Below are 20,923 nucleotides of genomic sequence, written 5' to 3' on the forward strand. Positions count from 1 at the left end.
GAACGAATTTTCATTCCATGATAATCCTCCCCGAAAGGCGGCATCCGACCGCCACCAGGGAGGTTTTCCATGTTCAAGATCGCACAATTGGGGGCCGGCCGGATGGGCAGCGTCCATGCCGGCAATGCCGCCGCCCATCCGTCGCTCGACCTTGCCTATATCGTCGATCCGCGCGCCGATGCGGCAAACCGGCTGGCCCAGGCCACGGGCGCCAAGGTGGCCACGCTGGAACAGGTGCTGGCCGACGGGGATGTGAAGGGCGTGATCGTGGCCAGCGCCACCGATTGCCACTTGGACCATGTGCTGGCCGCACTGGGTGCCGGCAAACCGGTCTTCTGTGAAAAGCCGCTGGACCTGGACCTTGCCCGGCTGCGCGCGGCGGAAAGCCATTTCGGCCCGCAGGCCCCAGCCCTGTTCGTGGCCTTCAACCGCCGTTTCGACCGGCATGTGCGGGCGCTGAAGGCGCGTATCGACAGCGGCGCCATCGGCAATCTGGAAACCCTGCATGTCGTGAACCACGACCCGGAAAGCCCGCCGGCCGGCTTCATCCCCGGCAGCGGTGGCCTGTTCAAGGATTTCACCATCCACGACCTGGACCTCGCCCCCTGGATGCTGGGGGAGAAGGTGGTGGAGATTTTCGCCTGGGCCTCCTGCCTGGTCGATCCGGAGATCGGGCGGCTGGGCGATGTGGATACCGCCAAGCTGGTGCTGCGCACCGGCAGCGGCCGGCTCTGCACCCTGTCGAACAGCCGCCGGACCGGCTATGGCTATGACCAGCGGATCGAGGCATTTGGATCAAAGGGCATGGCGCGCATGGACAATGAGGTGCGCAGCACGGTTGGGGTCTGGGGGGCCGACGGCGCTCAGGCCGATGCCTTCCCCTACGCCTTCATGGACCGCTATGCCGGTGCGTACGCCGCCGAGCTTGACCATTTCGCCCAGGTGCTGGCCGGCAAGGCCAGGCCTGAAACCGGATACCAGGCCAGCATCGACGCGCTGGCCCTGGCCGAAGCGGCGGCTTTGTCCGTCCGGACCGGCCAGCCTGTTAAACTGTGACCAGGGATCAGAACATGCATGACATCGCCATTCTCGGCGCCGGCCGCATCGGCCGCATCCATGCCGCCAACGCCGCCCGCCATCCGGGCCTGCGCCTGAAATATATTGTCGATCCGGTGGCCGCCGCAGCGGAAGCCCTGGCGGCAGAGACCGGTGCACAGTTAGCGTCCCTGGATGCCGCCCTGGCCGACCCGTCGGTGGCCGGCGTGATCATCGCCAGTTCCACCGACACGCATCTGGACTATAGCTGCCGCGCCGTCGTCGCCGGCAAGGCGGTGTTCTGCGAAAAGCCCATCGACCAGAATCTGAAACGCGCCCGCTCTGCCTCCGCCACGCTGGCCGGTGCCCGCCTGTTCCTGGGCTTCAACCGCCGCTTCGACCCGCATTTCCAGGCGCTGAAGGCGCGGCTAGACAGCGGTGTGGTGGGCAATCTGGAGACGGTGCAGATCACCAGCCATGACCCCGCCCCGCCGCCCGTCTCCTACATCAAGGTGTCGGGCGGCATCTTCAAGGATATGAGCATCCATGATTTCGACATGGCGCGCTGGCTCCTGGCCGAGCCGGTAACCCAGGTCTATGCCGCCGCCAGCTGCCTGGTCGATCCCGCCATCGGGGAAGCCGGCGACGTGGATACGGCCAAGATCCTGCTGCGCACCGGCAGCGGCAAGCTCTGCGTCATCTCCAACAGCCGGCGCAGCGGCTATGGCTATGACCAACGGATCGAGGCGTTCGGGTCCAAGGGCATGGTCAAGGCCGACAATGTGCTGGAAAGCACCGTGTCGGTCTGGGGGGCGGAGGGTGCGGCCGCCGACCGGTTGCAGAACTTCTTCCTGGACCGCTACGCCGCCGCCTACCGCCTGGAAATGGACCATTTCGCCGATATCCTGTCGGGCAAAGCAGCCCCCGCCATCACCTATGAGGATGGGGTGGGTGCGCTGGCTCTGGCCGAGGCGGCGGCGCAATCGGCGCAGTCGGGCCAGGTGGTGACGCTGTAGGCATTGAGCCCGGTTACGCGGAAGAAGCCCGCCCAGGAACGATCCGGGGCGGGCTTTTTGCCGCCCATATCACACCTCTCAACACCTTCCCGGCGAAGCCCCTGGTGTTCGCACCATCATTCCCACTCTCTCCACCGTCACCCCGACGAAGGCCGGGGCTCAAGTCGTAGAGCGAAGCGCTTGTCATCTGGGCCCCGGCCTCCGCCGGGGTGACGGTGGATATTGATGAAACCCTCACGGCCCAAAATCTCGCGGAGGGTTGAGAAGGTGCTTTATTGCAAGGAGATAGGTTAAGCAAAAAAACCGCCCCGGATCGCTCCGGGGCGGCAGAACCGACGGCCACCAATGATGGGAAGGAGAGGAACCGTCAGGGTTGAGAGGCGGATTTCAGCTTGGCGTCGACCAGACCGAAGAAGTCGTCCGCCCGGCAAATCGTCTTGTCCTTGCCCTTGGCGCAGCCGGGCAAGGGCATGTAGGTGACGACGGCCGGATTGGCCTTCAAGTCCAGCAGTTCCAGGTTGCGCAGCTGGTCCATGGTCTGGGCGCGATAGAAAGCGCGGACGAAGCGCTTGCCACCCTTGTCGCGCAGCAACTCGATGCCGATGGCCCCGCCCGGCGGCGTGTCGTCGGCCGGATAGCTGTCGATGTGCCAATGCAGGTCCAGCATGCCGGCCAGGTCGGCGATGTTGGTGTCATGCCCGGCCATCAGCGCCAGCTTCACCTTGTCGTCCTGAAGATAGGACAGCATCTGCCGCATGATGGGGGCGGCCGCCCGGTCTGCGATATAGCCGGGCCGGTTCTCATATTTGAACTTCACGGGGTGGAAATTCAGCATCAGCTCGATATCGGCACGGCTGACCCGGCCCCAGGCCACCTCTGCCATCGTCTTGCCTTCCAGATATTCCAGCAGGAAGGTCTGGCTGATGGTGGAACCCTGGCCGAAGGCGCCGCCGACATCGGGCCGCCCCTCGTCAGGGTCGTTCTCCAGTGCCGTGGGCAGGTCGGTGAGCTTGCAGCCGGCGGGCAGCTTCTTCTTGGCGCACCAGTCATCACTCTGCCGGCCCAGGGCCCTTTGCAGGGTGTCGAACTCCTTACTGTACCGCGCCATCTCCGCCGACAGGCCACCCGGCGGTAGATGCGCGGAAGAGGCGGCCATGGCCTTGGCGGGGTCCAGCTTGGCGCCGTTGAAGGTGAGGGGGTGGAAGACCTTATCCTCCTCATCCCCCTTGGGATGGGACACCTCCACCGCACAGCCGGGGGCGAAACCTTCCGCCACGCTTTGGGCAGTGCGGATGGCGCGTTCCTTGGCGCTGGCTTCAACCTTGTACTGACCCGGTGCCGGGCAACCCTCGGCCGGGAACAGGCCGCGGGCGGTGAGGAACTGGCGGTCGAAGCGACCCAGCAGGGCCACACCGGCGGCACCGCGATCGGTCAGGTTGCCGTAGGGCACCGACCAGGCGGGCCATGCGCCTTCCGCCAGACCGGCTGCCGGTTCCTTGGTGGGGGGGCGGATGCCGTGGCGGGTGAACATCGCCACCTTTTCCAGGGTCAGGCCCGCCGGCTGGGCCGGCAGTTCTACCGCACCGGCCGTCAGCGGCAGGGCCAGGGCGGTCGCCGCCAGCAGCGGACGCAACAACGTATGCATCGTTCGATCTCCCTCTTCGCTTGGCCGCATCAGTATTTGAACTGCGCGCCCAGCTTGAAGGAACGGCCATAGCGCTCCGCCTCGGCCAGCAGGTGCTTCTCGCCGATATAGCGGCGGAACTTGGCATCGGTCAGGTTGGCACCTTCCACATACACCTCGACCTGTTCGGTGAAGTTGTAGCCCAGGCGGGCATCCATGGCGCCGTTGCTGTCAGTATAGATGTCGGTCGCCTTGTTGGCCCCCACCGTATCCAGGAAGGGCGAACGGTAGGAATAGGCGACGCGCGCGGACAGTCCGTCCTTCTCGTAATAGATCTGGGCGGACGCCACACGCTTGGACTGGCTGAACATGGGCAGCGTATCGCTGCGGCCCAGCACGCCCTTGGACTTGCTGTCGGTCAGGGTCAGGTTGCCCGACACGCCCAGCCCGTCGAACGGGGACGGCAGGAAGGTGCCCTGCACGCTGGCATTCACCTCCACGCCCTTGACCGTGGCCGACTTGGCGTTCAGCGGCGTGGTGACCAGGGCGGTGGGTAGGGTGATGCCACCGAAGCTGCCATTGGTCACCGTCACCGCCTGGCTATAGATCGGGTTGTCGATGTCCTTCTGGAACAAAGCCACCGACAGCACGCCCTGGCTGGTCAGGTAATATTCGGCCGACAGGTCGAAATTCACCGCCTTCAGCGGCGTCAGATCGGGATTGCCCTTGCTGACCGTGGCCGCCCCCGTATCGACGGTGATATAGGGCGGCAGGTCGGCATAGTTGGGCCGGCCGATGGCGGTGGTGACGGCACCGCGCAGCACGAACCGTTCATTCACATCAAAGCGGGCATTGATGCCGGGGAACCAGTCCGTATAGCTGGTCTCCCCGAAGGAATTGAAATCCTGCTGCGGGGTGGAGGCGGCGTTGATGATCTTGGCCGAATAGTCGCCCTTGGTGTGCTCCAAGCGCACGCCGGGGATCAGGGTCAGCCGGTCCCAGGTGACGGACGCCATGGCATAGGCCGCCGTCACATCCTCCGTCACCTTGTAATCGTTGGCCAGCGTGTTGGAGATCGAGCCGGAACGGCTGTAGGTCAGCGACCCGGCATGGGAGGCGACATAGGCCTGCGCGGCGTCGTAGCTGACGCGCGGATCGATGGGGAACCGCCCGCCGAAGATGGCCCGGCCCGTCGCATCGCCGGCCACCGACGCCAGGGTGAAGCCGGTGGCGTCATAGCTTTCATAGTCGCGGTTATTCGCCTTGCGCCGCGACAGGTACTTGACGCCCACCTTCACATAGGCATCGTCGCCCATCTCCACCGGCAGCTTGTAATCGGCGCGGTACTGGTAAAGGTTTTCCTCCGCCTTGCGCCGGTCGTAGGAGACGGAGCGCGCGCCATAGAGGGCGGCGTTATAGGCTTCGGCCGCCGGCGTCACCTGGAAGATGTCGCTGCTGGTATCATAGGTCGCGGCAAAGGCGTTGGAACCGGTACGGAACTGCCACTCGCTGCGCAGCGGGTCCTCCTTCACCGCACGGGTATAGGTGGCGTCCAGTTCCAGCGTGCCGTCGGCAATGTCGAACTTGCCGCCGATATTGCCGGTGGCAGTATTGTCATCCTCCTGCCGGACGCGGACGAAGCGGGTGCCGCGCGCCCGGAAGCTGCCGGTGGTGGCCGTCTGGGCGGTGATGGCGGTGGGGATTTCCACGCGGAACTGGTCGCGCACCTCGCTGTCGGAATATTCGGCGTAGGAGCTGCGCAGATAGAGGCGGGTGGTGTCGCTGACATTCCAGTCGAAATTGGCCACACCGCCGATGCGCTTGCGGGTCAGGTTATATTCGCGCGGCCGGAAATCATCGGGCACGGCATAGCCGCCGATGGTGCGCCAGTTGGTGGAACCCTGCACATTCTCCGACCGGATCGGCCGCTTGTCATAATTGGCCGACAGGACCAGGCCGAACTGACGCTCGTCGCCGAACACGTCGCCCACGGTCATGTCGCCGCCGAACGGATGCTTCTTGTTCAGTTGGTACTGGCCGACGCTGCCACGCGCGGTGGCGAAGAACTTGTTGCGGTCGAAGGCGCTGAGCGTGTTGATGTTCACCTGACCGGCGATGGCGTTGGCGTCGCGGTCGGGGGTCAGGCTTTTCACCACTTCCACCGACCCGATCATCGCCGACGGGATGTCGTCCAGCTTCACCGACCGGCCCGCAGGCTCCGGTGCCGCCGCCGTCTGGCCGTTCAGGGTGACGTTGGCCAAATCCGGGCTGACGCCGCGGATGATGACATAGCGGCCTTCGCCCTGGTCATTGGCCACCGACAGGCCCGGCAGGCGCTTGATCGCCTCCGCCACGTTCTGGTCGGGCAGCTTGCCGACATCGTCGGCCACCACGGCATCGACGATGCCCACCGCGTTCTGCTTCAGCTCCAGCGCCTTCTTCTCGGCCAGGCGCATGCCGGTGACCTCGATCTCCTCCAGCATCTCGCCGGCGGGCGGCGCCGACTGGGCGGCGGCCTGCGATGCGACGGCGGTGGACAGGGCCAGCAGGCTCACGCAGCCAACCAGACGGGCACGCGACCACGTGCCACGGGAATTGCACGGCGACATCTTCTTCCTCCCAAAGGACTTTATGTTTTTAAGAAGCGCCACCTGTGAAGCGGCACCTTGAAGAGAAACGGGGAGGCCGGGATGGGCGCCCGGTGGGGGGCAGCCGACGGCATCCCCAGGCACCGTCACGGGACGGCAGCCGATCGTATGGTTTCAACAGGCTGGTGCTTGCAGGCGCCCAATTCCCGGAACGTCATCTTCGTCTCCCTGGATTGTTATTTCGGCGGCCATCCGTCATCGGGACGGTCGCCAGCTTCGATTGTTGAGCTGATCATATGAATGAAAATTCCATTCGTCAACAAAAATGGAATTTTCCTTGTATTTTTTCTGCGACGGATGGAATTTGCATTCCACGGACGCCGGGGCGTCCCCCTTCCCCATTCCAAATTCCAGGAGCCTTGCCATGGCCAGGGTACGCAATCCCTTGATCCGCATGCAAACCGTGACCGTGCTGGGACCGGAACCCCAGGATGCGCGCGGATGGAACGACCTGCGCGAGGCACTGCGCCGGGCCGGCCAGCATCCCTCCCGCCTGGGCATGGCCCGCATCGCTGCGGCCCGACCGGCAAAGATCGTGAAGTGGGGGCGGGAATGAACAAGCGCCCTCCCCTGATTGCCGGAAACTGGAAGATGAACGGGCTGCGCACCGGCGGCCGGAACCTGGCGCGTTCGCTGGCCGGCTGGCTGGTGGAAACACGACCCGCTGTGGAGATGCTGATCTGCCCGCCGGCAACCCTGCTGGCGGAGATCGCCGCCAGCACAGTCGGCGGCCCCCTGCGGATCGGTGCCCAGGATTGCCATGAGCAGACATCGGGCGCCCATACCGGCAGCCTGTCGGCCGCCATGCTGGCCGATGCCGGGGCCGGCGTGGTCATCCTGGGCCATTCGGAACGGCGCCGTCTGGGGGAAGACAGCGCATTGGTCGCCGCCAAGGCCGCCGCAGCACTCGCGGCGGGATTGCGCCCACTGATCTGCGTGGGGGAGACGCTGGTGGAACGGGAAACCGGTATTGCCGCGCAAACCGTGACGGCGCAGCTGCGCGACAGCCTGCCACCCGGCATCGCCGCCACCGACCTGACCATCGCCTATGAACCGGTCTGGGCCATCGGCACCGGCCGTCACGCCGATGGCGCCACCATCGCGGAAATGCACGCCCTGATCCGTCGCGAATTGGCGGACCTGTTGGCGGACGGGGCGTCGTGCCGGGTGCTCTACGGCGGGTCGGTCACGCCGGCCAATGCCGATGCCATCCTGACCCTGCCCGGCGTGGACGGGGTGCTGGTCGGCGGGGCCAGCCTGGACACGGAAAGTTTCAAAGCCATCGCCATGGCGGGCGGCGCCTGAAGGGCGCCGCCGTCACCGTCACTGGTAATAAGGCCTATCCGGCCAGCCTTCCGGAACATCCGTTCCATAATAGCCGCCGCCCTTCTTGAACCGTTCCAGGCGCTTCAACTCGCCCGGATCGGCCTTCACGTCCCAGGTGCGCCTGCCGTTGGTCAGATCGGCCGGGGTGAGGATCAGCGGTTCCCATACCCGCGTGCCCGACACGTCGTGCAATGTCATGGTCAGGCGCGGCTGGTCGCCCATGTGGAAGTCGAGCACCCCGACATTGACGCTACGGGTCCAGGTGTCGCGGATGCGCACCTCCGGCATCTGGCGCAAATTCTTCGTCGCCGGCATCTGGGCCAGGGGCGAGGAACAGAGATCGTAGATGTCGTAGCCACCCTGGGCAGACTGGGGCACGCAGTTCAACTCGCCCATATGGCTATCGCCGGAAATGCAGGCCACGCCAGTGATGTTGCGGTCGCGGATGAAGTCGAAAATCTCGTTGCGCTCACTGAGATAGACACCCCAGCTATCCCCGCCCCGCTCATTCTCCGCCGTGGACCAGCCGGTGCCGGAAACCAGGATCTTGAAGATCGCCTTGCTTTCCACCAGGGCGCCCTTCAGCCAGGCTTTCTGTGCTGCCCCCAGCATGGTCTTGCCCGGCTGGTCGGGGTTTTCCGTGGGGTCGCGGTGATAGCGGCCATCCAGGAAGAAGAAATCCACCCCGCCATAGGATTGCTTGAAATAGACGCCCGGATTGTCGGCCGCGCCATAGGACGGATTGGCCCAGAAATTCCGGAACAGTTTCAGCGAGGCGTCCTTGTAGGGGCTGGTACCATCCGACCCATTATAGCCGAAATCATGATCGTCCCAGATGGCCAGCTGCGGCTTGCTGCGCAGCAGCGGCTCCAGCCGACGGACCAGACGACCCCGGCCGTAAAGCTCCGCCAATGCCGCCGGCTCATCACTGTCGCCATAGATATTATCGCCCAGCCAAAAGAACAGGTCGGGCTCCAGCGCCTGCACCACCGACCAGATCGGTTGTTCGGGATCGAACTGGATGCGGCAGCAGGATCCGAAGGCCACACGGAAATCCGCCTTGCCCGCCGGGGCTGTGCGCGTGCGGTAGGGGAAAGGCTGTTCACGGTCGTACACACCGTCGAATTTCAGCCGGTACCAATAGATGGTATCGGGCCTCAACCCCTCGGCCCGCAGGGTGACGCAGCAATTATCCTCCGAACGCGCCTTCACTGTCGGCCCGGTCAGGACCTTGGTGAAATCCCGGTCGGTGGCATATTCCAGGGTGACGTCGAAGGCGCCGCTGGCCCGTACCCAGACGGTGAAATGGCTTGGCCCCGGCGCCCCCACCATCGGCCCTTGCAGGGCACGCGGATAGCCCAAGGCCGCCGCCGACACAGCCACCGGCCACAGCGACATCCCCGCCAGCGACGTGGTGCCGACCAGAAACTGCCGCCGGCTTCCGTGCAAACGCATCCCGCTCACTCCCCGTTCAAGGCCTGGTTCAGCCGATCCACCAACGCCGCATGGATGCGGCCATTGCTGACACAGACATTTTGCCCGTGCAGGTCCAGCGCGTCGCCCCTGACATTGCTGATCGTACCACCGGCCTCCTGCACCAGGATGACACCCGGCGCCATGTCCCAGGCATTCAGCGCGCGTTCCCAATAGGCGTCCCAGCGGCCGCAGGCGACATAGGCCATGTCCACCGCGCAGGCACCCGTGCGGCGCAGGCCGGAAATATCGGCGGACAGCAGCGCCACCTCGCGTGCGAACACGGGATGGTCGGGCTTGCCCGCGAACGGCATGCCGCAGGACAGCACCGACTCACCCAGCGTGGCGCGCCTGGAGACATGGATGCGCCGGCCGTTCAGCCAGGCGCCCCTGCCCTTTTCCGCCACGAACATCTCCTCCATCACCGGGATATAGGTGACACCGGCCACCACCTCTCCGTCACGGGCCAGGGCCACGTTCACACCCCAGAGCGGGCAGGAGAAAAGGAAATTGGTGGTGCCGTCCAGCGGATCGACGATCCAGCTGTATGAGGGATCGCTGCCGCCGACGATGCCGCCCTCCTCCCCCAGGAACCCGTAATCGGGACGGGCGCGGGCCAGGATGGTGCGGGCGGTCTGCTCCGCCTCCTCATCGGCGACGGAGACGAGGTCGGCCGGTCCGCTCTTGGTGCGGATGGTCAGTTCCGACAATTGCGAGAAACGGCGCAGAAGCCCGTGACCGGCGGCCTGGGCCGCATCGATCATCGCCGACAGTTCGGGGGATGGGGAATTCATGATGGATCAGTCCCTCAATCGCGTGCGCCACAGGGTCGCCGCCAAAACCATGGAAACCACCGACGCGGCGATCCAGAACCAGATCACCGGGCCGAAATCATAATGCCGGACGCCGTCCACCATGGTCATGCCCCGCCCGATCAGCAAGCCGGAGACATGTTCCTGCAGGGCGGCCCCCACATAGCTGAAGATACCGATGACGCCCATCGCCGCACCGGCCACCCGCTTGGGCGCGATATCCACCGCGAACAGTCCGCCCAGCGAGGTGACGAGGCCGGTCATCCCGGCCCCGAACAGCACCATGCCCAGCAGCATCAGCGGCAATTGGTTGGGGCCGAAGAAGAAGAGCAGCATGCCGATCAGTTCCAGCGCCCCGAACAGCAGGTTGGCCGGCGGCCGGCGCGACTGGAACAGCTTGTCGGACAGCAGGCCGAAGCTGACGGCGCCGATGATGCCGGCCACGGTGCTGGTCATCAGCAGCGTGCCGGCCATGGCCAGGCTGTAGCCCTTGGCTTCCTGCAAATACAGGATGCCCCAGGAATTGATGGCATAGCGGGTGACATAGGTGGTGGCCGACGCCAGGCACAGCACCCAGATGGAAGGCAGTTTCAGGATGTGCAGCTGCTGGGCCAGGACGGACCGCGGATCGGGCTTGGGCTTCTCCCCATAATGGTCGCCCTTCCAGTCATTGACCGGCGGCAGGCCCAGCGTCTGCGGCCGGTCCTTCAGCAGAAACCAGACGCCGGCGGCGGTAGCGATGCCGATCAGGCCCGGCCCGAAGAAACCGCTCTGCCAGCCCAGCCAGCCGACCAGGGAGCCCACGATCAGGAAGGTCAGGCCCTCGCCGATGGAATGGGCCGTGGACCAGACGCCATAGGCCCGCCCGCGCTCGCGGTTGGAGAACCAGGCCGTCATGGCCACCACTCCGCCCGGCGCCCCGAAGCTCTGGAACCAGCCATTCAGGCCCCAGATCAGCACCGCCACCCACAGGCTGGTGGCGAAACCCATCAGCAGGTTGCATAAGGCCGTCAGCAGGAAAGTGACGGTCAGCGCGCGGCGGATATTGGCATGGTCGGCCAGGAAGCCGTTGGTCAGCTTGCCGATGGCATAGGTGTAGAACAGGGCCGACCCGATATGGCCCAGCTCCGCCGGGGTGAAGATGCCGCCATCGATCAGCGGCTTCTTCACTACGCCCAGCGCCAGTCGGCAGGTATAGATCAGCCCATAGCCCAGCGTGATGGCCAGCATCACCCGGATGCGGTAGCGGCGGTAATCGGCATCGACCTCCGCCGCCGGCCGCGTCACTGGCCGGTCGGGCCCCGTGGCGAAAAAGCCCAGCAAAGCCTGGAACATGGATGACGTCCTCCCGGATCGGACGGTTCGGCCCGTCGCGTTGGAAGGTAGATTATTCCATATTCCAAAATTTTAGAAGATATTTTCCATTGAAGGATCACAACACCGCGCATCTGCCATATGGAAAGGAACGCTCCAAGGCGGTCACATCTTCCCGACAACCCGTTTCCAACGGAACAGCAGCCGGCCCAACGGCGCCAGCAGCGCCCCCAGAAACAGGATGGCAACCACCTGGATGGCGATCAGCAGGGGCGCATCCAGATCGTCATGGATCATCCGTTCCCCGAACACGGCCATGCCGCCGCCAGCGATCAGCAGCAGGCCCATCATCCGGACAGGCGCCACAGGTGCCGCACGCCGCATGTCGGCCGCCAGGAACAGGGCGGACCCGATGCTGATCACGGGGAAGCAGTAAGGGCAGAACAGATGCACCAGGGCCGGCATCTCCTGCGTCGCCATGTCGGGCTTGCCGCTTTCCCACAGGACCAGCACCCAGAACGCGATGGCCGGCAGCCAGACCAGCCTTTCCCATCCACGCCGCCCCGGCACGGAGAAGGAAATGGCGGCGAACCCGGCCAACAGGGCGGTGAGCAGCGCCAGCCCCTGTTCGACCAACCAGGTCGGGGTTCCCATGACCATGGCCAGGTCACCCCGCACACCGTGCCAGGTGGTGGCCAGCAACATGAGCGCGATGGACAGCAGGGCCCAACGTACCAGCCGCAGAACCGGCGGCGGCAAGCGTCGGCTGGGCCCCGCCTCCGCACTCAACCGGTCGATCAGATGGCCCAGGTCAGCCATTTTCCGCATCCTTCCCCAACAATTGCCGCAAGCCGGCGATGCCACGATGCACGGCCACCTTCAATGCCCCGACGCTGACACCGCTGGCGATGGAAGCCTCCTTCAGGCTCATGCCCCGTACCTTCAGCATGTCGATGGCCAGCCGCTGGCGCTCCGGCAACTGCGATATCAGCGGCCCCAATGCCAGCACGGGTGGCACCTCGGTTACCGGCTGGGCCACGGTTTCAGCGAGATTCTCGTCGAAATCCGTCTCCACCGCCCGGCGGCGGTAATGGCGGCGCAGCGCATCGGCCAAACGGTTGCGGGCGATGGTTCCCAGCCAGGGGCCGACGGGCCGGCCCGGCTGATAGGTGGCCAACGCCTGATGCAGGGCCAGCAGCGTGTCCTGCACGAAATCCTCCAGATCGGCGATGCGCGCCAGCCGGCCGCGCCCGACGGCCCGGATCAGCGGCACAGCGGCATGCAGAAAGGCGGCATAGGCAACACGGTCCCCGTCCTGCGCCGCGACCAGCAACAGGCCAAGATCACCGTCCTCCACATCCGCCGCCCGCATCGTTCCCCCGGCTGGCAAGGCGTCACTGGGCCGGCTTGTCGGGCTTGGCGACACCGTTGGCTTCCAGGAATGCCTTGAATTTCCCGGCATCCAGGAAATAGAGGTCGAGGCATTCATTGAATTTGTCCGGGTCCTGGATGCGCTTGCAGAGGCGCTCCGCCTCCTCGTTCGCCGCCTGCTTTTGCGCCTTCTCGGCGGCACTCATCGACGGTGCGCCATCCTGTTGCGCCATGGCGGGTGGCAGATTCGCGAGGCAAACGGCCAGCAACAGGCCGGTGCGGTGGGTAAAGCGCATGCGTCACCTCGGTGCAAGGGCGAAGGGGAACAATCGAAACCGCCGCAAGGCGGCATCCAGCGACAGCAGGCCGGGACCCGACACGAACAGGACCGCCCCGACCATGATCCATGGAATCTGTTCCGCGGCAATGGCGATGCCATTCTCCATCCCCTGCGGCGTGCGGCCGATGACCAGGAACAGGGTTGCCGCCATGACGGCCAACCCCGCCGCCCCCGCACGTCCCGCCAGCCCCAGCAGCAGCGACAGGCCCAGCGCGATTTCCGCCCCGGTGGTCAGCGGGGCCGCCAGCACCGCCGGCAGGAACGGTACCGGATGGACCTCGGTGAACAGGAATTCCTGGCTGTCCCAGGTCAGCACCCGATGCCAGCCCGCCGTCAGGAATGGCCAGGCCAGCCACCAGCGGCCAAAGGCCAGAAACAGTGCCACCCCCCATTTCACGGGCGGGCTGGTGCGCATGGAGGGGCCGGGATCGGTCAGGAATTGCAGCAGCGGGCGGATCATCGCGTCACATCGTCGGTTGCGGCGGCGATCAGCCCATGGCCGATCAGCAGCGCCAGAAGGGGGGAAAGAAAGTCGGGATCAGCCAGGAGATTGACCGCCTCCAGCAGGGTCGCACCATCGGCCAGCGCCCGGACGAAGGCCCCGGCATCGGGCGGCAGCAGGGTGGCCGCAACCAGCAGATCAGGCCCTCGCCAGACCAGCGCCATGGCGGCATCTCCGCCTGTCGGCAAGGGTGGCGCGACGGATTTGACATCCGGCCGTCCCGCAAGCCAGGCGGAGAACATGCCCATCCGGCCTTCCACCAGCCGCAGCGACGGCACGGGCGTCAGGCACCGGATGGCCAAGGCATCGGGGGGCAGTGCCGCCAGGGCATGGATCGGCATCGGATCGGCATCCGCCGCGAAATAAGCAACATGCGCAGCCCAGTCGGCGGCGGCCAGCACGGACAATTCGTCCGGCAGGTCGCTCCCGAATCCCTCGCCATAACCGGCCAGCACGGCCGGTCGCGGCGGATGGGCACGCAGGTAACCACAGGCGAATTCGGCGAAACCTTCCGGCCCCAAACGGGCCTCCAGGCTGGGATAGGCCTGTACCAACACGCCGGTCAGCGCCGCCGTTACGGTTGCGGTATGAACATAGAGCGCCTTGTCCACCGCCACCGATACCGGCGCCAGATACGGCAGCGTCCGTACGAAGCCGGCGGGGTCGCCATAGCAGGCGGCCAGCATCGATCGCTGCAATTCCATCAGCATGACACCGCCTCCCTTATCGCATCGGCCCTGGCGGCCTGGGCCAGCAGCAGCGGCAGCGGCGGCAGGGCCGTGTCCCATTCCACCAGGGTCGGGCGTGGACCGAAACGGCGCAGAGCGATGTCGTACAGCGCCCAGACGGGATCGGGCACGGCGCTGCCATGATCGTCGATCAGCAGGGTAGCCCCATCGATCTCCATCGCCGCATGACCCGCCAGATGGATCTCCCCCACCGCGCTGGCGGGAAAGCGGGACAGGAGTTGCACCGCGTCCCGCCCCCGGTTGCGGGCGCTGACATAAAGATTGTTCAGGTCCAGCAACAGGCCGCAGCCCGTGCGGGCGGCCAGTGCCGCCAGAAACTCCCCCTCATCCATCTGGTCCATCTGGAAACCCAGATAGAGGGAGGGATTTTCGACCAGCAGCCGGCGACCCAGCACGTCTTGCACCCGCTCGACATTGCGACAGACGATGTCCAGCGTCTCCCCCGTCAGCGGCAGGGGCAGCAGGTCCGGCACATGGGTGCCGGCCAGCCCGGTCCAGGCCAGATGGTCGGAAACCATCGCCGGTTCGAACCGGTCGTAAAGCCTGCGCAGGCGGACCAGATGATCGCCATCCACCCCGTCGGCGGCCCCCAGGGACAGGGCCACCGAATGGAAGGAGACCGGATAATCCCGCCGTAGCCTTTCCAGTTGCGCCAGGCGCGGCCCGCCCGCGACCAGGTAATTCTCAGCATGCACCTCCAGCCACCCCACCGGTTGGGTCGCCGCCAGGAAATCCGGCATATGCGCATGCCGGAGCCCGACGCCGGCAGCAGCCGGAAAAGGATGAGGCCGGGGGATGGTGGAGCGGCGCATGCGGGGCCGGCCTTACTTCTTGGCGGCCATGGCGGGGTTGCTGCCCTCGTATGCGGTCAGGCTGCCCTTGGCGGCCTCGCACGCCTCCTTGGTCAGGGCCTTGAAGTCCTGGCCGCTGTAATCGACCTTGGACTGGGTCGCGCAGGAATGGCCGGCAGCCTTGTTGGCGCAGTCATTTTCGCCGGCCTTGGCCACGCCATAGCAATGGACCTTCTCCCCTTCCGCGGCATGGGCCGGGGCGGCGATGGCAGCCAGCGACAGAGCACTGGCGACGGCCGCACCAAGAGTGAGGGCGGAGATGCGCGTATTCATGGGTTGGTTCCTCGACAGGGCGTGATCATGGTGCCGGGATCGGCATCATCCGGACCGACGATCGTCGTCCGTATCCTGTCATTCGCCGCCCTCACAGAAAGGTTACGCGGGCCCGCGAAAAATTTTGACACCGCGACGTGGTGGCGCCGGGATGCTGAAACGGATGTGAAAACCTTGCACCACATCCCACCAGATTTGAGGAAAACCGCGCCGTTTCAGCCTGGATTCATCCCGCTGTAAACAGCGGAGCGGCGATATATGGCGTTGCCCCGCGCAACCGGCCCCCGTCTGCACATCAAGGTCCCATCGACGAATACCATGCGGCGGGTGGATTCGATCACCCGGCACCGGCTTTCAACCCATTCCCCGATCCCGACAGGGCGCAGGAAATCCAGGGACAAGCTGATGGTCGGGGTTCCTGTCTCGCGGTTGGCGAAACTGCCGACATAGCCCAAGGCGATGTCCAGGACCGTCCCCAGCATGCCGCCATGGCAGCCGCCCAACTTGTTGCAGTGCTTTTCCTCCACCTGGAAACCGACACGGACAAGCTCTTCGGGGTTGCCGTTCATCTCCAGCATGAAAAGCGGCCCCGCCAGCCGCGCGAAATGGTCTTCTGCCTCGACGGGAACCCAGTTGCCTTGCGTGATCGGGTCCATGTCTATGCCCCCTCGCCTTGCAGCCACCCGGCCAATACGGTTGCGCCATCCAGGGTGCGGCCGATATCCGCTGGCGTGCGCGACAGGCGGGGGGCGGGGGCACAATGGCTGACCCCGTCCACTTCCCGATAGGCGCCACGCGCCGCCATGTGCGGATGGGACATCACCTCGTCCAGGTCCAGCACCGGCGCGAAACAGGCATCGGTCCCCTCCAGGATCGCCGTCCATTCGTCCCGCGTGCGGGTCGCGAAAAGCGTGGCCAGCCGCTTACTGCGCCCCAACCACAGTGACGGGTTGTCCTGATCGGCGTAGAGATTCGCCGGCGCCTTCTACTACCATGACAAGAGCGACCGGACGGACGTGTTCCGGGTCGGTATCGACAGCGCCGTGCGCGCCGCCGCCGGCACCCCGGCCTTCGATACCGCTGCGTCCGCCTACAAGATCGAAAGCTATGCCTTCTTCGGCCAGGCGACGCTGCATGTCACCGACCAGTTCGACGTGACCCTGGGCGGCCGCTACAGCAAGGACAAGAAGCGGGCCCGTCAGACCGGCGCCACGATGGACGCCCTGCCCATCATCGCCGCCCCGTTCGACGTCACCAACCGGGCCGAATATTCATCCTTCGACCCGCGCATCGTGGCCACATACAAGTTCACGCTCGACGTGAATGTCTATGCCAGCTATTCGACGGGCTTCAAATCGGGCGGCTTCCAGTATGTGCCGTTCAACGCCGCCTCGGCCAACACCCTGTTCGATCCGGAGGATATCAAGACTTACGAAGTCGGGCTGAAATCCGAATGGCTGGACCGCAAGCTGCGCCTGAACGCGGCCGGCTTCTATTACGATTACCGCAACCTCCAGGTCTCCCGCATCATCGACACGCCCAGCGGCCCGCAGACCCTGATCAGCAACGCCGCCACCTCCACGGTGAAGGGCATCGAGGTGGAGTTGCTGATGCGCGTGGCCCGCGATGTCGAGCTGAGCGCCACCTACGGCTACCTGGATGCCACCTATGACAAATATGTCTTCAACCTGGGCCAGAATCTGGTGTTCGACGGCACGGCGCTGGTCCGCGCGCCCAAGAACACGCTGAACCTGGGCGGCGAATGGCGCATCCCCGTGGCGGATGACACGCTGACCCTGCGCGCCGATTACGCGCTGCTCAGCACCTTCTATCATGAGCCGGGTGAGGGCGACCCGATCTTCGGCTCGGGCATCCCGCTGACCCGCAAGGACGGTTACGGCCTGCTGGACCTGCGGGCGACGTATCAGATGGGCGCGTTCCGGATCAACGCGTACGGCACCAACGTCACGAACAAGAAGTACCGGCGGACGGTCAACGCGCTGGGTAACACGATCATCGGTTTCGCCGGGCAACCGGCGATCTATGGCGTCAAATTGGGTTATAGCTTCTGATACCACCGGTCAAACTGTTTGACCGGTGGTACGGCGGCGACTGCCGCCGCGCGGCACGTGCCGCGAAAGCCAAGCCCACGGATGTGGGTGCCGGCGACTGAGGGGCCTGAATGATACCGTCAAATGCCGGCCCGGTGATCGGTTTCGATCACTGGGAAATGGTATTGGCTTGCGGCCGGAAGCTGGGCTGGGCTGCGCGGCAGGTCGGCTTTGGGCCGATCAGGGCACTGTCGCTTCCCGCATCTTGTGGCATAAGGGGGCCAACCCCAAGCCCCTGGAACCCGGCCGCCCATGATCCGCCTCGAAAATATCAGCAAACACAATGGTCATCGGATTCTCTTCATGGAGACCTCCGCGGCGTTGAACCGGGGGGAGAAGGTGGGGCTGGTCGGTCCCAACGGGGCCGGCAAGACCACCTTGTTCCGGATGATCACGGGCGAGGAACCGCCGGATACGGGCCAGGTGTCGGTGGAGAAGCAGGTCTCCATCGGTTATTTCAACCAGGATGTCGGCGAAATGTCCGGCCTCAGCGCGGTCCAGGAGGTGATGGACGGCGCCGGGCCGGTCAGCGTGGTCGCCAAGGAGCTGGCGAGCCTGGAAGCGGCCATGGCCGATCCCGACCAGGCCGACCGGATGGACGCGATCATCGAACGGTATGGTGAGGTGCAGGCGCGCTTCGATGAGCTGGGCGGCTATGAGCTGGACGGGCGGGCACGGGAGGTGCTGGCCGGCCTCAGCTTCAGCCAGGAGATGATGGACAAGGATGTCGGCGAACTGTCGGGCGGCTGGAAGATGCGCGTGGCACTGGCCCGCATCCTGCTGATGAAGCCCGACGCCATGCTGCTGGACGAGCCCAGCAACCATCTGGACATTGAAAGCCTGATCTGGCTGGAGGGTTTCCTGAAGGGCTATGAGGGTGCTTTGCTGATGACCTCGCATGACCGGGAATTCATGAACCGGATCGTCAACAAGATCATCGAGATCGATGGCGGGTCGCTGAACAGCTACAGCGGCGATTACACCTTCTATGAACAGCAGCGGGCGTTGAACGAGCGGCAGCAGCAGGCGCAGTTCGAACGCCAGCAGGCCATGCTGGCCAAGGAGATCAAGTTCATCGAGCGTTTCAAGGCCCGGGCGTCGCACGCCAGCCAGGTGCAGAGCCGGGTCAAGAAGCTGGACAAGATCGAACGCGTCGAGCCGCCGAGGCGCCGCCAGACCGTGGCGTTCGACTTCCCGCCGGCACCGCGCTCCGGCGATGATGTCGCCGTCCTGCGCAACGTGCACAAGGGCTATGGCAGCCGGGCCATCTATCAGGGCTTCGACTTCACCATCCGCCGCAAGGAACGCTGGTGCGTGATGGGCGTCAATGGTGCAGGCAAGTCGACGCTGCTGAAGCTGGTGGCCGGTGCGGCACAACCCGACACCGGCACCGTCACCGTCGGCGCCAGCGTGAAGATGGGCTATTTCTCCCAGCACGCGATGGAACTGCTCGATGGCGAGCAGACATTGTTCGAGGCGTTGGAGAGCGCCTTCCCGCAGGCGGGCCAGGGATCGCTGCGCGCACTGGCCGGGTGTTTCGGCTTCTCCGGCGATGATGTGGAAAAGCGCTGCCGGGTCCTGTCGGGTGGGGAGAAGGCGCGGCTGGTGATGGCGATCATGCTGTACAACCCGCCGAATTTCCTGGTGCTGGACGAGCCGACCAACCATCTGGACCTCGACACCAAGCAGATGCTGATCACCGCACTGGCCGCCTATGAGGGAACCATGCTGTTCGTGTCGCACGACCGGCACTTTCTGGCGACGCTGTCCAACCGGGTGCTGGAGCTGACGCCAGACGGCATCCATCAATATGGCGGCGGTTATACGGAATATGTGGCGCGTACGGGGCAGGAGGCACCGGGCCTGCACGGCTGACCGGGTTTATTCCCGCCGCCGCGCGGCTCCTGCCGCGTAATGCCAACGGTCATAATTTGTGACCGTTGGTACGGCGGCGACTGCCGCCGCGCCGCACGTGCGGCGTGAGCCAAGCCAACGGATGTTGGCGCCGGCGCCTGAGGGGCTGAAAATATTGACGGTCAGCGGTCGCGGAGTCCGTCGCGGACGGCCGTGACATACATGCGACCGACAGGCACCTGGGCGCCATTGGTGAGCCGAAGCATCAGCCGCTGCCTGTCGCGCTGGATGCTTCCGATCGCCCGCCTCGCGACCCACCAGCTCCGGTGGACGCGCATGCCCAGAGCCTCGTCAAGAAGCCCCACCGCATCCGACAGGCGCATCAGCACAAGCGTCGAACCCTTGGGCGTGTGGACCCGGACATAATGGTCCTCGGCCTCAAGCGCGATGATCTCCGGCCCGAGTTCGCTGGGCACCCGCGCGAGAAGGGCGGCCGGAAAGGCTGGTGAGGCGTCGGAGGACACCTGAATCTCGCTTGTGTCTGCGGCCCGATCGGCCGGGGCAAGGGGAGCGCTCTCCTCCGGTATCTCCGTCCGCTCCGGCTGGCTCAGCTCGGCCGTCTGGACCGGTGTGCCCGCAACCGGCCGGATCAAGGCGACGACGATGACGATCTGGACCGCCGCCACGCACAGGAAAAGAATGGGCAACTGCGTCGGCGGAACCACGCGACCCGGCTGCACAAGCACAAGCGTCCAGGCCACCACGAAGGTCATTGGAACAGCGGACGCCAGCGCGATGAGGGCGTTCATCGTCCAGCGGCCCGCGCGGGCGATGCCTGGAAACAGTTCGCAGAGCCGCATGGCGCCGATAGCAAAGCCATAGCCAGCCAGAATGAGCCCGATCCAGAAGGCATAGCGCACCGGGCGTTCAAGCGCCGGATAGGTGCCGAACGGGCCGGCAAAACCCATGACCACCCCAAGCCCGATGGCCAGCGCCAACCGCCGCGGCTGGTCGGGGAACTTCCGTTCACGCTTCGCGAATTGCATGGTTCCGCCGTTGACGAAAAACCGAAATCTATTGGCGAACTGCACCCTTGTCGAGGCGGCGCCTGATCGAGCCCACTGTGCTCAAATTACAGGGGACGACAAGATCATGGCTTTCCACCTGCGTGTGAATGCACGCAAACATCTGATCGATGCACCCGAAGACATGCCGCTTTTGTGGGTGCTGCGTGAAAAACTAGGTATCAAGGGCCCGAAATTCGGGTGCGGTATCGGCTCTTGCGGCGCCTGCACGGTGCATATCGATGGCGAGGCGGTGCGGTCCTGCGTGACACCCGTCGGCACCATCGGCGCCGCCAGGATCACCACGATCGAAGGTTTGGCGAAGGGCGACAGGCTTCACCCGCTTCAGGAAGCCTGGATCGAGGAGGATGTCGCCCAGTGCGGCTATTGCCAGGCCGGCCAGATCATGGCGGCCGCGGCCTTTCTCAAGGCAAACCCCAATCCCTCGGACGCGGATATCGACGCCGGCATCACCAATCTCTGCCGGTGCGGAACCTATACAAGGCTGCGCGCCGCCATCCACCGGGCCGCCCGGGAGATCCGCGATGCCGGATGATTGC

General features: G+C 65.2%; 22 protein-coding genes. 7 read left to right on the forward strand and 15 right to left on the reverse strand.

Annotation, left to right across the window (positions count from 1 at the left end):
* Positions 1-69 precede the first annotated feature (69 nt).
* Entirely contained in the window at positions 70-1,056 is a 987-nt protein-coding gene (gene iolG / locus ACM9HJ_RS06105; RefSeq protein WP_416570815.1) for an inositol 2-dehydrogenase, read from the forward strand.
* A 14-nt stretch (positions 1,057-1,070) separates the two neighbouring features.
* The gene (gene iolG / locus ACM9HJ_RS06110) at positions 1,071-2,051 is read left to right on the forward strand and encodes an inositol 2-dehydrogenase (RefSeq protein ID WP_416570816.1); all 981 of its coding nucleotides are present in this window, start codon (positions 1,071-1,073) and stop codon (positions 2,049-2,051) included.
* 367 nt (positions 2,052-2,418) lie between these two features.
* Here iolG (ACM9HJ_RS06110) and ACM9HJ_RS06115 read toward each other — a convergent pair whose 3' ends face one another.
* The gene (locus tag ACM9HJ_RS06115) at positions 2,419-3,696 is read right to left on the reverse strand and encodes a histidine-type phosphatase (RefSeq protein WP_416570817.1); all 1,278 of its coding nucleotides are present in this window, start codon (positions 3,694-3,696) and stop codon (positions 2,419-2,421) included.
* A gap of 29 nt (positions 3,697-3,725) precedes the next feature.
* Positions 3,726-6,284: a TonB-dependent receptor gene (locus ACM9HJ_RS06120; protein WP_416570818.1), complete on the reverse strand. Its 2,559-nt coding sequence runs from the start codon at positions 6,282-6,284 to the stop codon at positions 3,726-3,728.
* A 403-nt stretch (positions 6,285-6,687) separates the two neighbouring features.
* Between ACM9HJ_RS06120 and ACM9HJ_RS06125 the strand changes: the two genes are divergently transcribed.
* Both ACM9HJ_RS06125 and tpiA read left to right on the forward strand, forming a co-directional pair.
* The gene (locus ACM9HJ_RS06125) at positions 6,688-6,879 is read left to right on the forward strand and encodes a hypothetical protein (protein ID WP_416570819.1); all 192 of its coding nucleotides are present in this window, start codon (positions 6,688-6,690) and stop codon (positions 6,877-6,879) included.
* Positions 6,876-7,628 carry a triose-phosphate isomerase gene (gene tpiA / locus ACM9HJ_RS06130; RefSeq protein WP_416570820.1) on the forward strand — a complete coding sequence of 251 codons (753 nt, stop codon included), beginning with the start codon at positions 6,876-6,878 and terminating at the stop codon, positions 7,626-7,628. The genes ACM9HJ_RS06125 and tpiA overlap by 4 nt, the downstream gene beginning before the upstream one ends.
* A gap of 18 nt (positions 7,629-7,646) precedes the next feature.
* On the opposite strand, the gene ACM9HJ_RS06135 is transcribed toward tpiA, so the two are convergent.
* The 12 genes from ACM9HJ_RS06135 to ACM9HJ_RS06190 all read right to left on the reverse strand — a co-directional run bounded on the left by ACM9HJ_RS06135 (position 7,647) and on the right by ACM9HJ_RS06190 (position 16,271).
* Positions 7,647-9,104 carry an alkaline phosphatase D family protein gene (locus ACM9HJ_RS06135; protein WP_416570821.1) on the reverse strand — a complete coding sequence of 486 codons (1,458 nt, stop codon included), beginning with the start codon at positions 9,102-9,104 and terminating at the stop codon, positions 7,647-7,649.
* 5 nt (positions 9,105-9,109) lie between these two features.
* Entirely contained in the window at positions 9,110-9,916 is an 807-nt protein-coding gene (locus ACM9HJ_RS06140) for an inositol monophosphatase family protein (RefSeq protein WP_416570822.1), read from the reverse strand.
* 6 nt (positions 9,917-9,922) lie between these two features.
* Entirely contained in the window at positions 9,923-11,269 is a 1,347-nt protein-coding gene (locus ACM9HJ_RS06145) for an MFS transporter (protein ID WP_416570823.1), read from the reverse strand.
* Between the two features lie 144 nt (positions 11,270-11,413).
* Positions 11,414-12,067: an NrsF family protein gene (locus tag ACM9HJ_RS06150; protein ID WP_416570824.1), complete on the reverse strand. Its 654-nt coding sequence runs from the start codon at positions 12,065-12,067 to the stop codon at positions 11,414-11,416.
* A complete protein-coding gene (locus ACM9HJ_RS06155; RefSeq protein ID WP_416570825.1) occupies positions 12,060-12,620 on the reverse strand; it encodes a sigma-70 family RNA polymerase sigma factor in 561 nt (186 codons plus the stop codon). Before ACM9HJ_RS06155 ends, ACM9HJ_RS06150 begins: the two co-directional genes overlap by 8 nt.
* 22 nt (positions 12,621-12,642) lie before the next feature.
* Positions 12,643-12,915, reverse strand: a complete 273-nt coding sequence (locus ACM9HJ_RS06160; RefSeq protein ID WP_416570826.1) for a hypothetical protein — start codon at positions 12,913-12,915, stop codon at positions 12,643-12,645.
* Between the two features lie 3 nt (positions 12,916-12,918).
* Positions 12,919-13,419: a DoxX family membrane protein gene (locus tag ACM9HJ_RS06165; protein WP_416570827.1), complete on the reverse strand. Its 501-nt coding sequence runs from the start codon at positions 13,417-13,419 to the stop codon at positions 12,919-12,921.
* On the reverse strand, positions 13,416-14,171 hold the full coding sequence (locus tag ACM9HJ_RS06170; protein WP_416570828.1) for a putative DNA-binding domain-containing protein: 756 nt from the start codon (positions 14,169-14,171) through the stop codon (positions 13,416-13,418). The genes ACM9HJ_RS06165 and ACM9HJ_RS06170 overlap by 4 nt, the downstream gene beginning before the upstream one ends.
* Positions 14,165-15,022 (reverse strand): DUF692 domain-containing protein, encoded by an 858-nt coding sequence (locus ACM9HJ_RS06175; RefSeq protein WP_416570829.1) that lies wholly within the window; start codon positions 15,020-15,022, stop codon positions 14,165-14,167. Before ACM9HJ_RS06175 ends, ACM9HJ_RS06170 begins: the two co-directional genes overlap by 7 nt.
* A 12-nt stretch (positions 15,023-15,034) precedes the next feature.
* The gene (locus ACM9HJ_RS06180; protein ID WP_416570830.1) at positions 15,035-15,334 is read right to left on the reverse strand and encodes a DUF2282 domain-containing protein; all 300 of its coding nucleotides are present in this window, start codon (positions 15,332-15,334) and stop codon (positions 15,035-15,037) included.
* A 215-nt stretch (positions 15,335-15,549) separates the two neighbouring features.
* Positions 15,550-15,990 carry a PaaI family thioesterase gene (locus ACM9HJ_RS06185; protein ID WP_416570831.1) on the reverse strand — a complete coding sequence of 147 codons (441 nt, stop codon included), beginning with the start codon at positions 15,988-15,990 and terminating at the stop codon, positions 15,550-15,552.
* Between the two features lie 2 nt (positions 15,991-15,992).
* Complete coding sequence (locus tag ACM9HJ_RS06190) at positions 15,993-16,271, reverse strand: CoA transferase (protein WP_416570832.1); 279 nt, start codon at positions 16,269-16,271, stop codon at positions 15,993-15,995.
* Positions 16,272-16,350: 79 nt separating this feature from the next.
* Between ACM9HJ_RS06190 and ACM9HJ_RS06195 the strand changes: the two genes are divergently transcribed.
* Both ACM9HJ_RS06195 and ACM9HJ_RS06200 read left to right on the forward strand, forming a co-directional pair.
* Complete coding sequence (locus ACM9HJ_RS06195; RefSeq protein ID WP_416570833.1) at positions 16,351-17,406, forward strand: TonB-dependent receptor; 1,056 nt, start codon at positions 16,351-16,353, stop codon at positions 17,404-17,406.
* A gap of 291 nt (positions 17,407-17,697) precedes the next feature.
* On the forward strand, positions 17,698-19,320 hold the full coding sequence (locus ACM9HJ_RS06200; protein WP_416570834.1) for an ABC-F family ATP-binding cassette domain-containing protein: 1,623 nt from the start codon (positions 17,698-17,700) through the stop codon (positions 19,318-19,320).
* 161 nt (positions 19,321-19,481) lie between these two features.
* On the opposite strand, the gene ACM9HJ_RS06205 is transcribed toward ACM9HJ_RS06200, so the two are convergent.
* Positions 19,482-20,267, reverse strand: a complete 786-nt coding sequence (locus ACM9HJ_RS06205) for a LytTR family DNA-binding domain-containing protein (protein ID WP_416570835.1) — start codon at positions 20,265-20,267, stop codon at positions 19,482-19,484.
* Between the two features lie 184 nt (positions 20,268-20,451).
* On the opposite strand from ACM9HJ_RS06205, the gene ACM9HJ_RS06210 reads away from it, so the two are divergent.
* A complete protein-coding gene (locus ACM9HJ_RS06210) occupies positions 20,452-20,919 on the forward strand; it encodes a (2Fe-2S)-binding protein (protein WP_416570921.1) in 468 nt (155 codons plus the stop codon).
* Positions 20,920-20,923 lie beyond the last annotated feature (4 nt).

This window comes from Niveispirillum sp. KHB5.9 (assembly GCF_048066115.1).
Taxonomy (GTDB): Bacteria; Pseudomonadota; Alphaproteobacteria; order Azospirillales; family Azospirillaceae; genus Niveispirillum.

What these genes read in the sequence shown, in the direction of transcription:
- iolG (WP_416570815.1), top strand. Translation starts at nt 70, where the DNA reads ATGTTCAAGATCGCACAATTGGGGGCCGGCCGGATGGGCAGCGTCCAT.
- iolG (WP_416570816.1), top strand. Translation starts at nt 1,071, where the DNA reads ATGCATGACATCGCCATTCTCGGCGCCGGCCGCATCGGCCGCATCCAT.
- ACM9HJ_RS06115 (WP_416570817.1), bottom strand. Translation starts at nt 3,696, where the DNA reads ATGCATACGTTGTTGCGTCCGCTGCTGGCGGCGACCGCCCTGGCCCTG.
- ACM9HJ_RS06120 (WP_416570818.1), bottom strand. Translation starts at nt 6,284, where the DNA reads ATGTCGCCGTGCAATTCCCGTGGCACGTGGTCGCGTGCCCGTCTGGTT.
- ACM9HJ_RS06125 (WP_416570819.1), top strand. Translation starts at nt 6,688, where the DNA reads ATGGCCAGGGTACGCAATCCCTTGATCCGCATGCAAACCGTGACCGTG.
- tpiA (WP_416570820.1), top strand. Translation starts at nt 6,876, where the DNA reads ATGAACAAGCGCCCTCCCCTGATTGCCGGAAACTGGAAGATGAACGGG.
- ACM9HJ_RS06135 (WP_416570821.1), bottom strand. Translation starts at nt 9,104, where the DNA reads ATGCGTTTGCACGGAAGCCGGCGGCAGTTTCTGGTCGGCACCACGTCG.
- ACM9HJ_RS06140 (WP_416570822.1), bottom strand. Translation starts at nt 9,916, where the DNA reads ATGAATTCCCCATCCCCCGAACTGTCGGCGATGATCGATGCGGCCCAG.
- ACM9HJ_RS06145 (WP_416570823.1), bottom strand. Translation starts at nt 11,269, where the DNA reads ATGTTCCAGGCTTTGCTGGGCTTTTTCGCCACGGGGCCCGACCGGCCA.
- ACM9HJ_RS06150 (WP_416570824.1), bottom strand. Translation starts at nt 12,067, where the DNA reads ATGGCTGACCTGGGCCATCTGATCGACCGGTTGAGTGCGGAGGCGGGG.
- ACM9HJ_RS06155 (WP_416570825.1), bottom strand. Translation starts at nt 12,620, where the DNA reads ATGCGGGCGGCGGATGTGGAGGACGGTGATCTTGGCCTGTTGCTGGTC.
- ACM9HJ_RS06160 (WP_416570826.1), bottom strand. Translation starts at nt 12,915, where the DNA reads ATGCGCTTTACCCACCGCACCGGCCTGTTGCTGGCCGTTTGCCTCGCG.
- ACM9HJ_RS06165 (WP_416570827.1), bottom strand. Translation starts at nt 13,419, where the DNA reads ATGATCCGCCCGCTGCTGCAATTCCTGACCGATCCCGGCCCCTCCATG.
- ACM9HJ_RS06170 (WP_416570828.1), bottom strand. Translation starts at nt 14,171, where the DNA reads ATGCTGATGGAATTGCAGCGATCGATGCTGGCCGCCTGCTATGGCGAC.
- ACM9HJ_RS06175 (WP_416570829.1), bottom strand. Translation starts at nt 15,022, where the DNA reads ATGCGCCGCTCCACCATCCCCCGGCCTCATCCTTTTCCGGCTGCTGCC.
- ACM9HJ_RS06180 (WP_416570830.1), bottom strand. Translation starts at nt 15,334, where the DNA reads ATGAATACGCGCATCTCCGCCCTCACTCTTGGTGCGGCCGTCGCCAGT.
- ACM9HJ_RS06185 (WP_416570831.1), bottom strand. Translation starts at nt 15,990, where the DNA reads ATGGACCCGATCACGCAAGGCAACTGGGTTCCCGTCGAGGCAGAAGAC.
- ACM9HJ_RS06200 (WP_416570834.1), top strand. Translation starts at nt 17,698, where the DNA reads ATGATCCGCCTCGAAAATATCAGCAAACACAATGGTCATCGGATTCTC.
- ACM9HJ_RS06205 (WP_416570835.1), bottom strand. Translation starts at nt 20,267, where the DNA reads ATGGGTTTTGCCGGCCCGTTCGGCACCTATCCGGCGCTTGAACGCCCG.
- ACM9HJ_RS06210 (WP_416570921.1), top strand. Translation starts at nt 20,452, where the DNA reads ATGGCTTTCCACCTGCGTGTGAATGCACGCAAACATCTGATCGATGCA.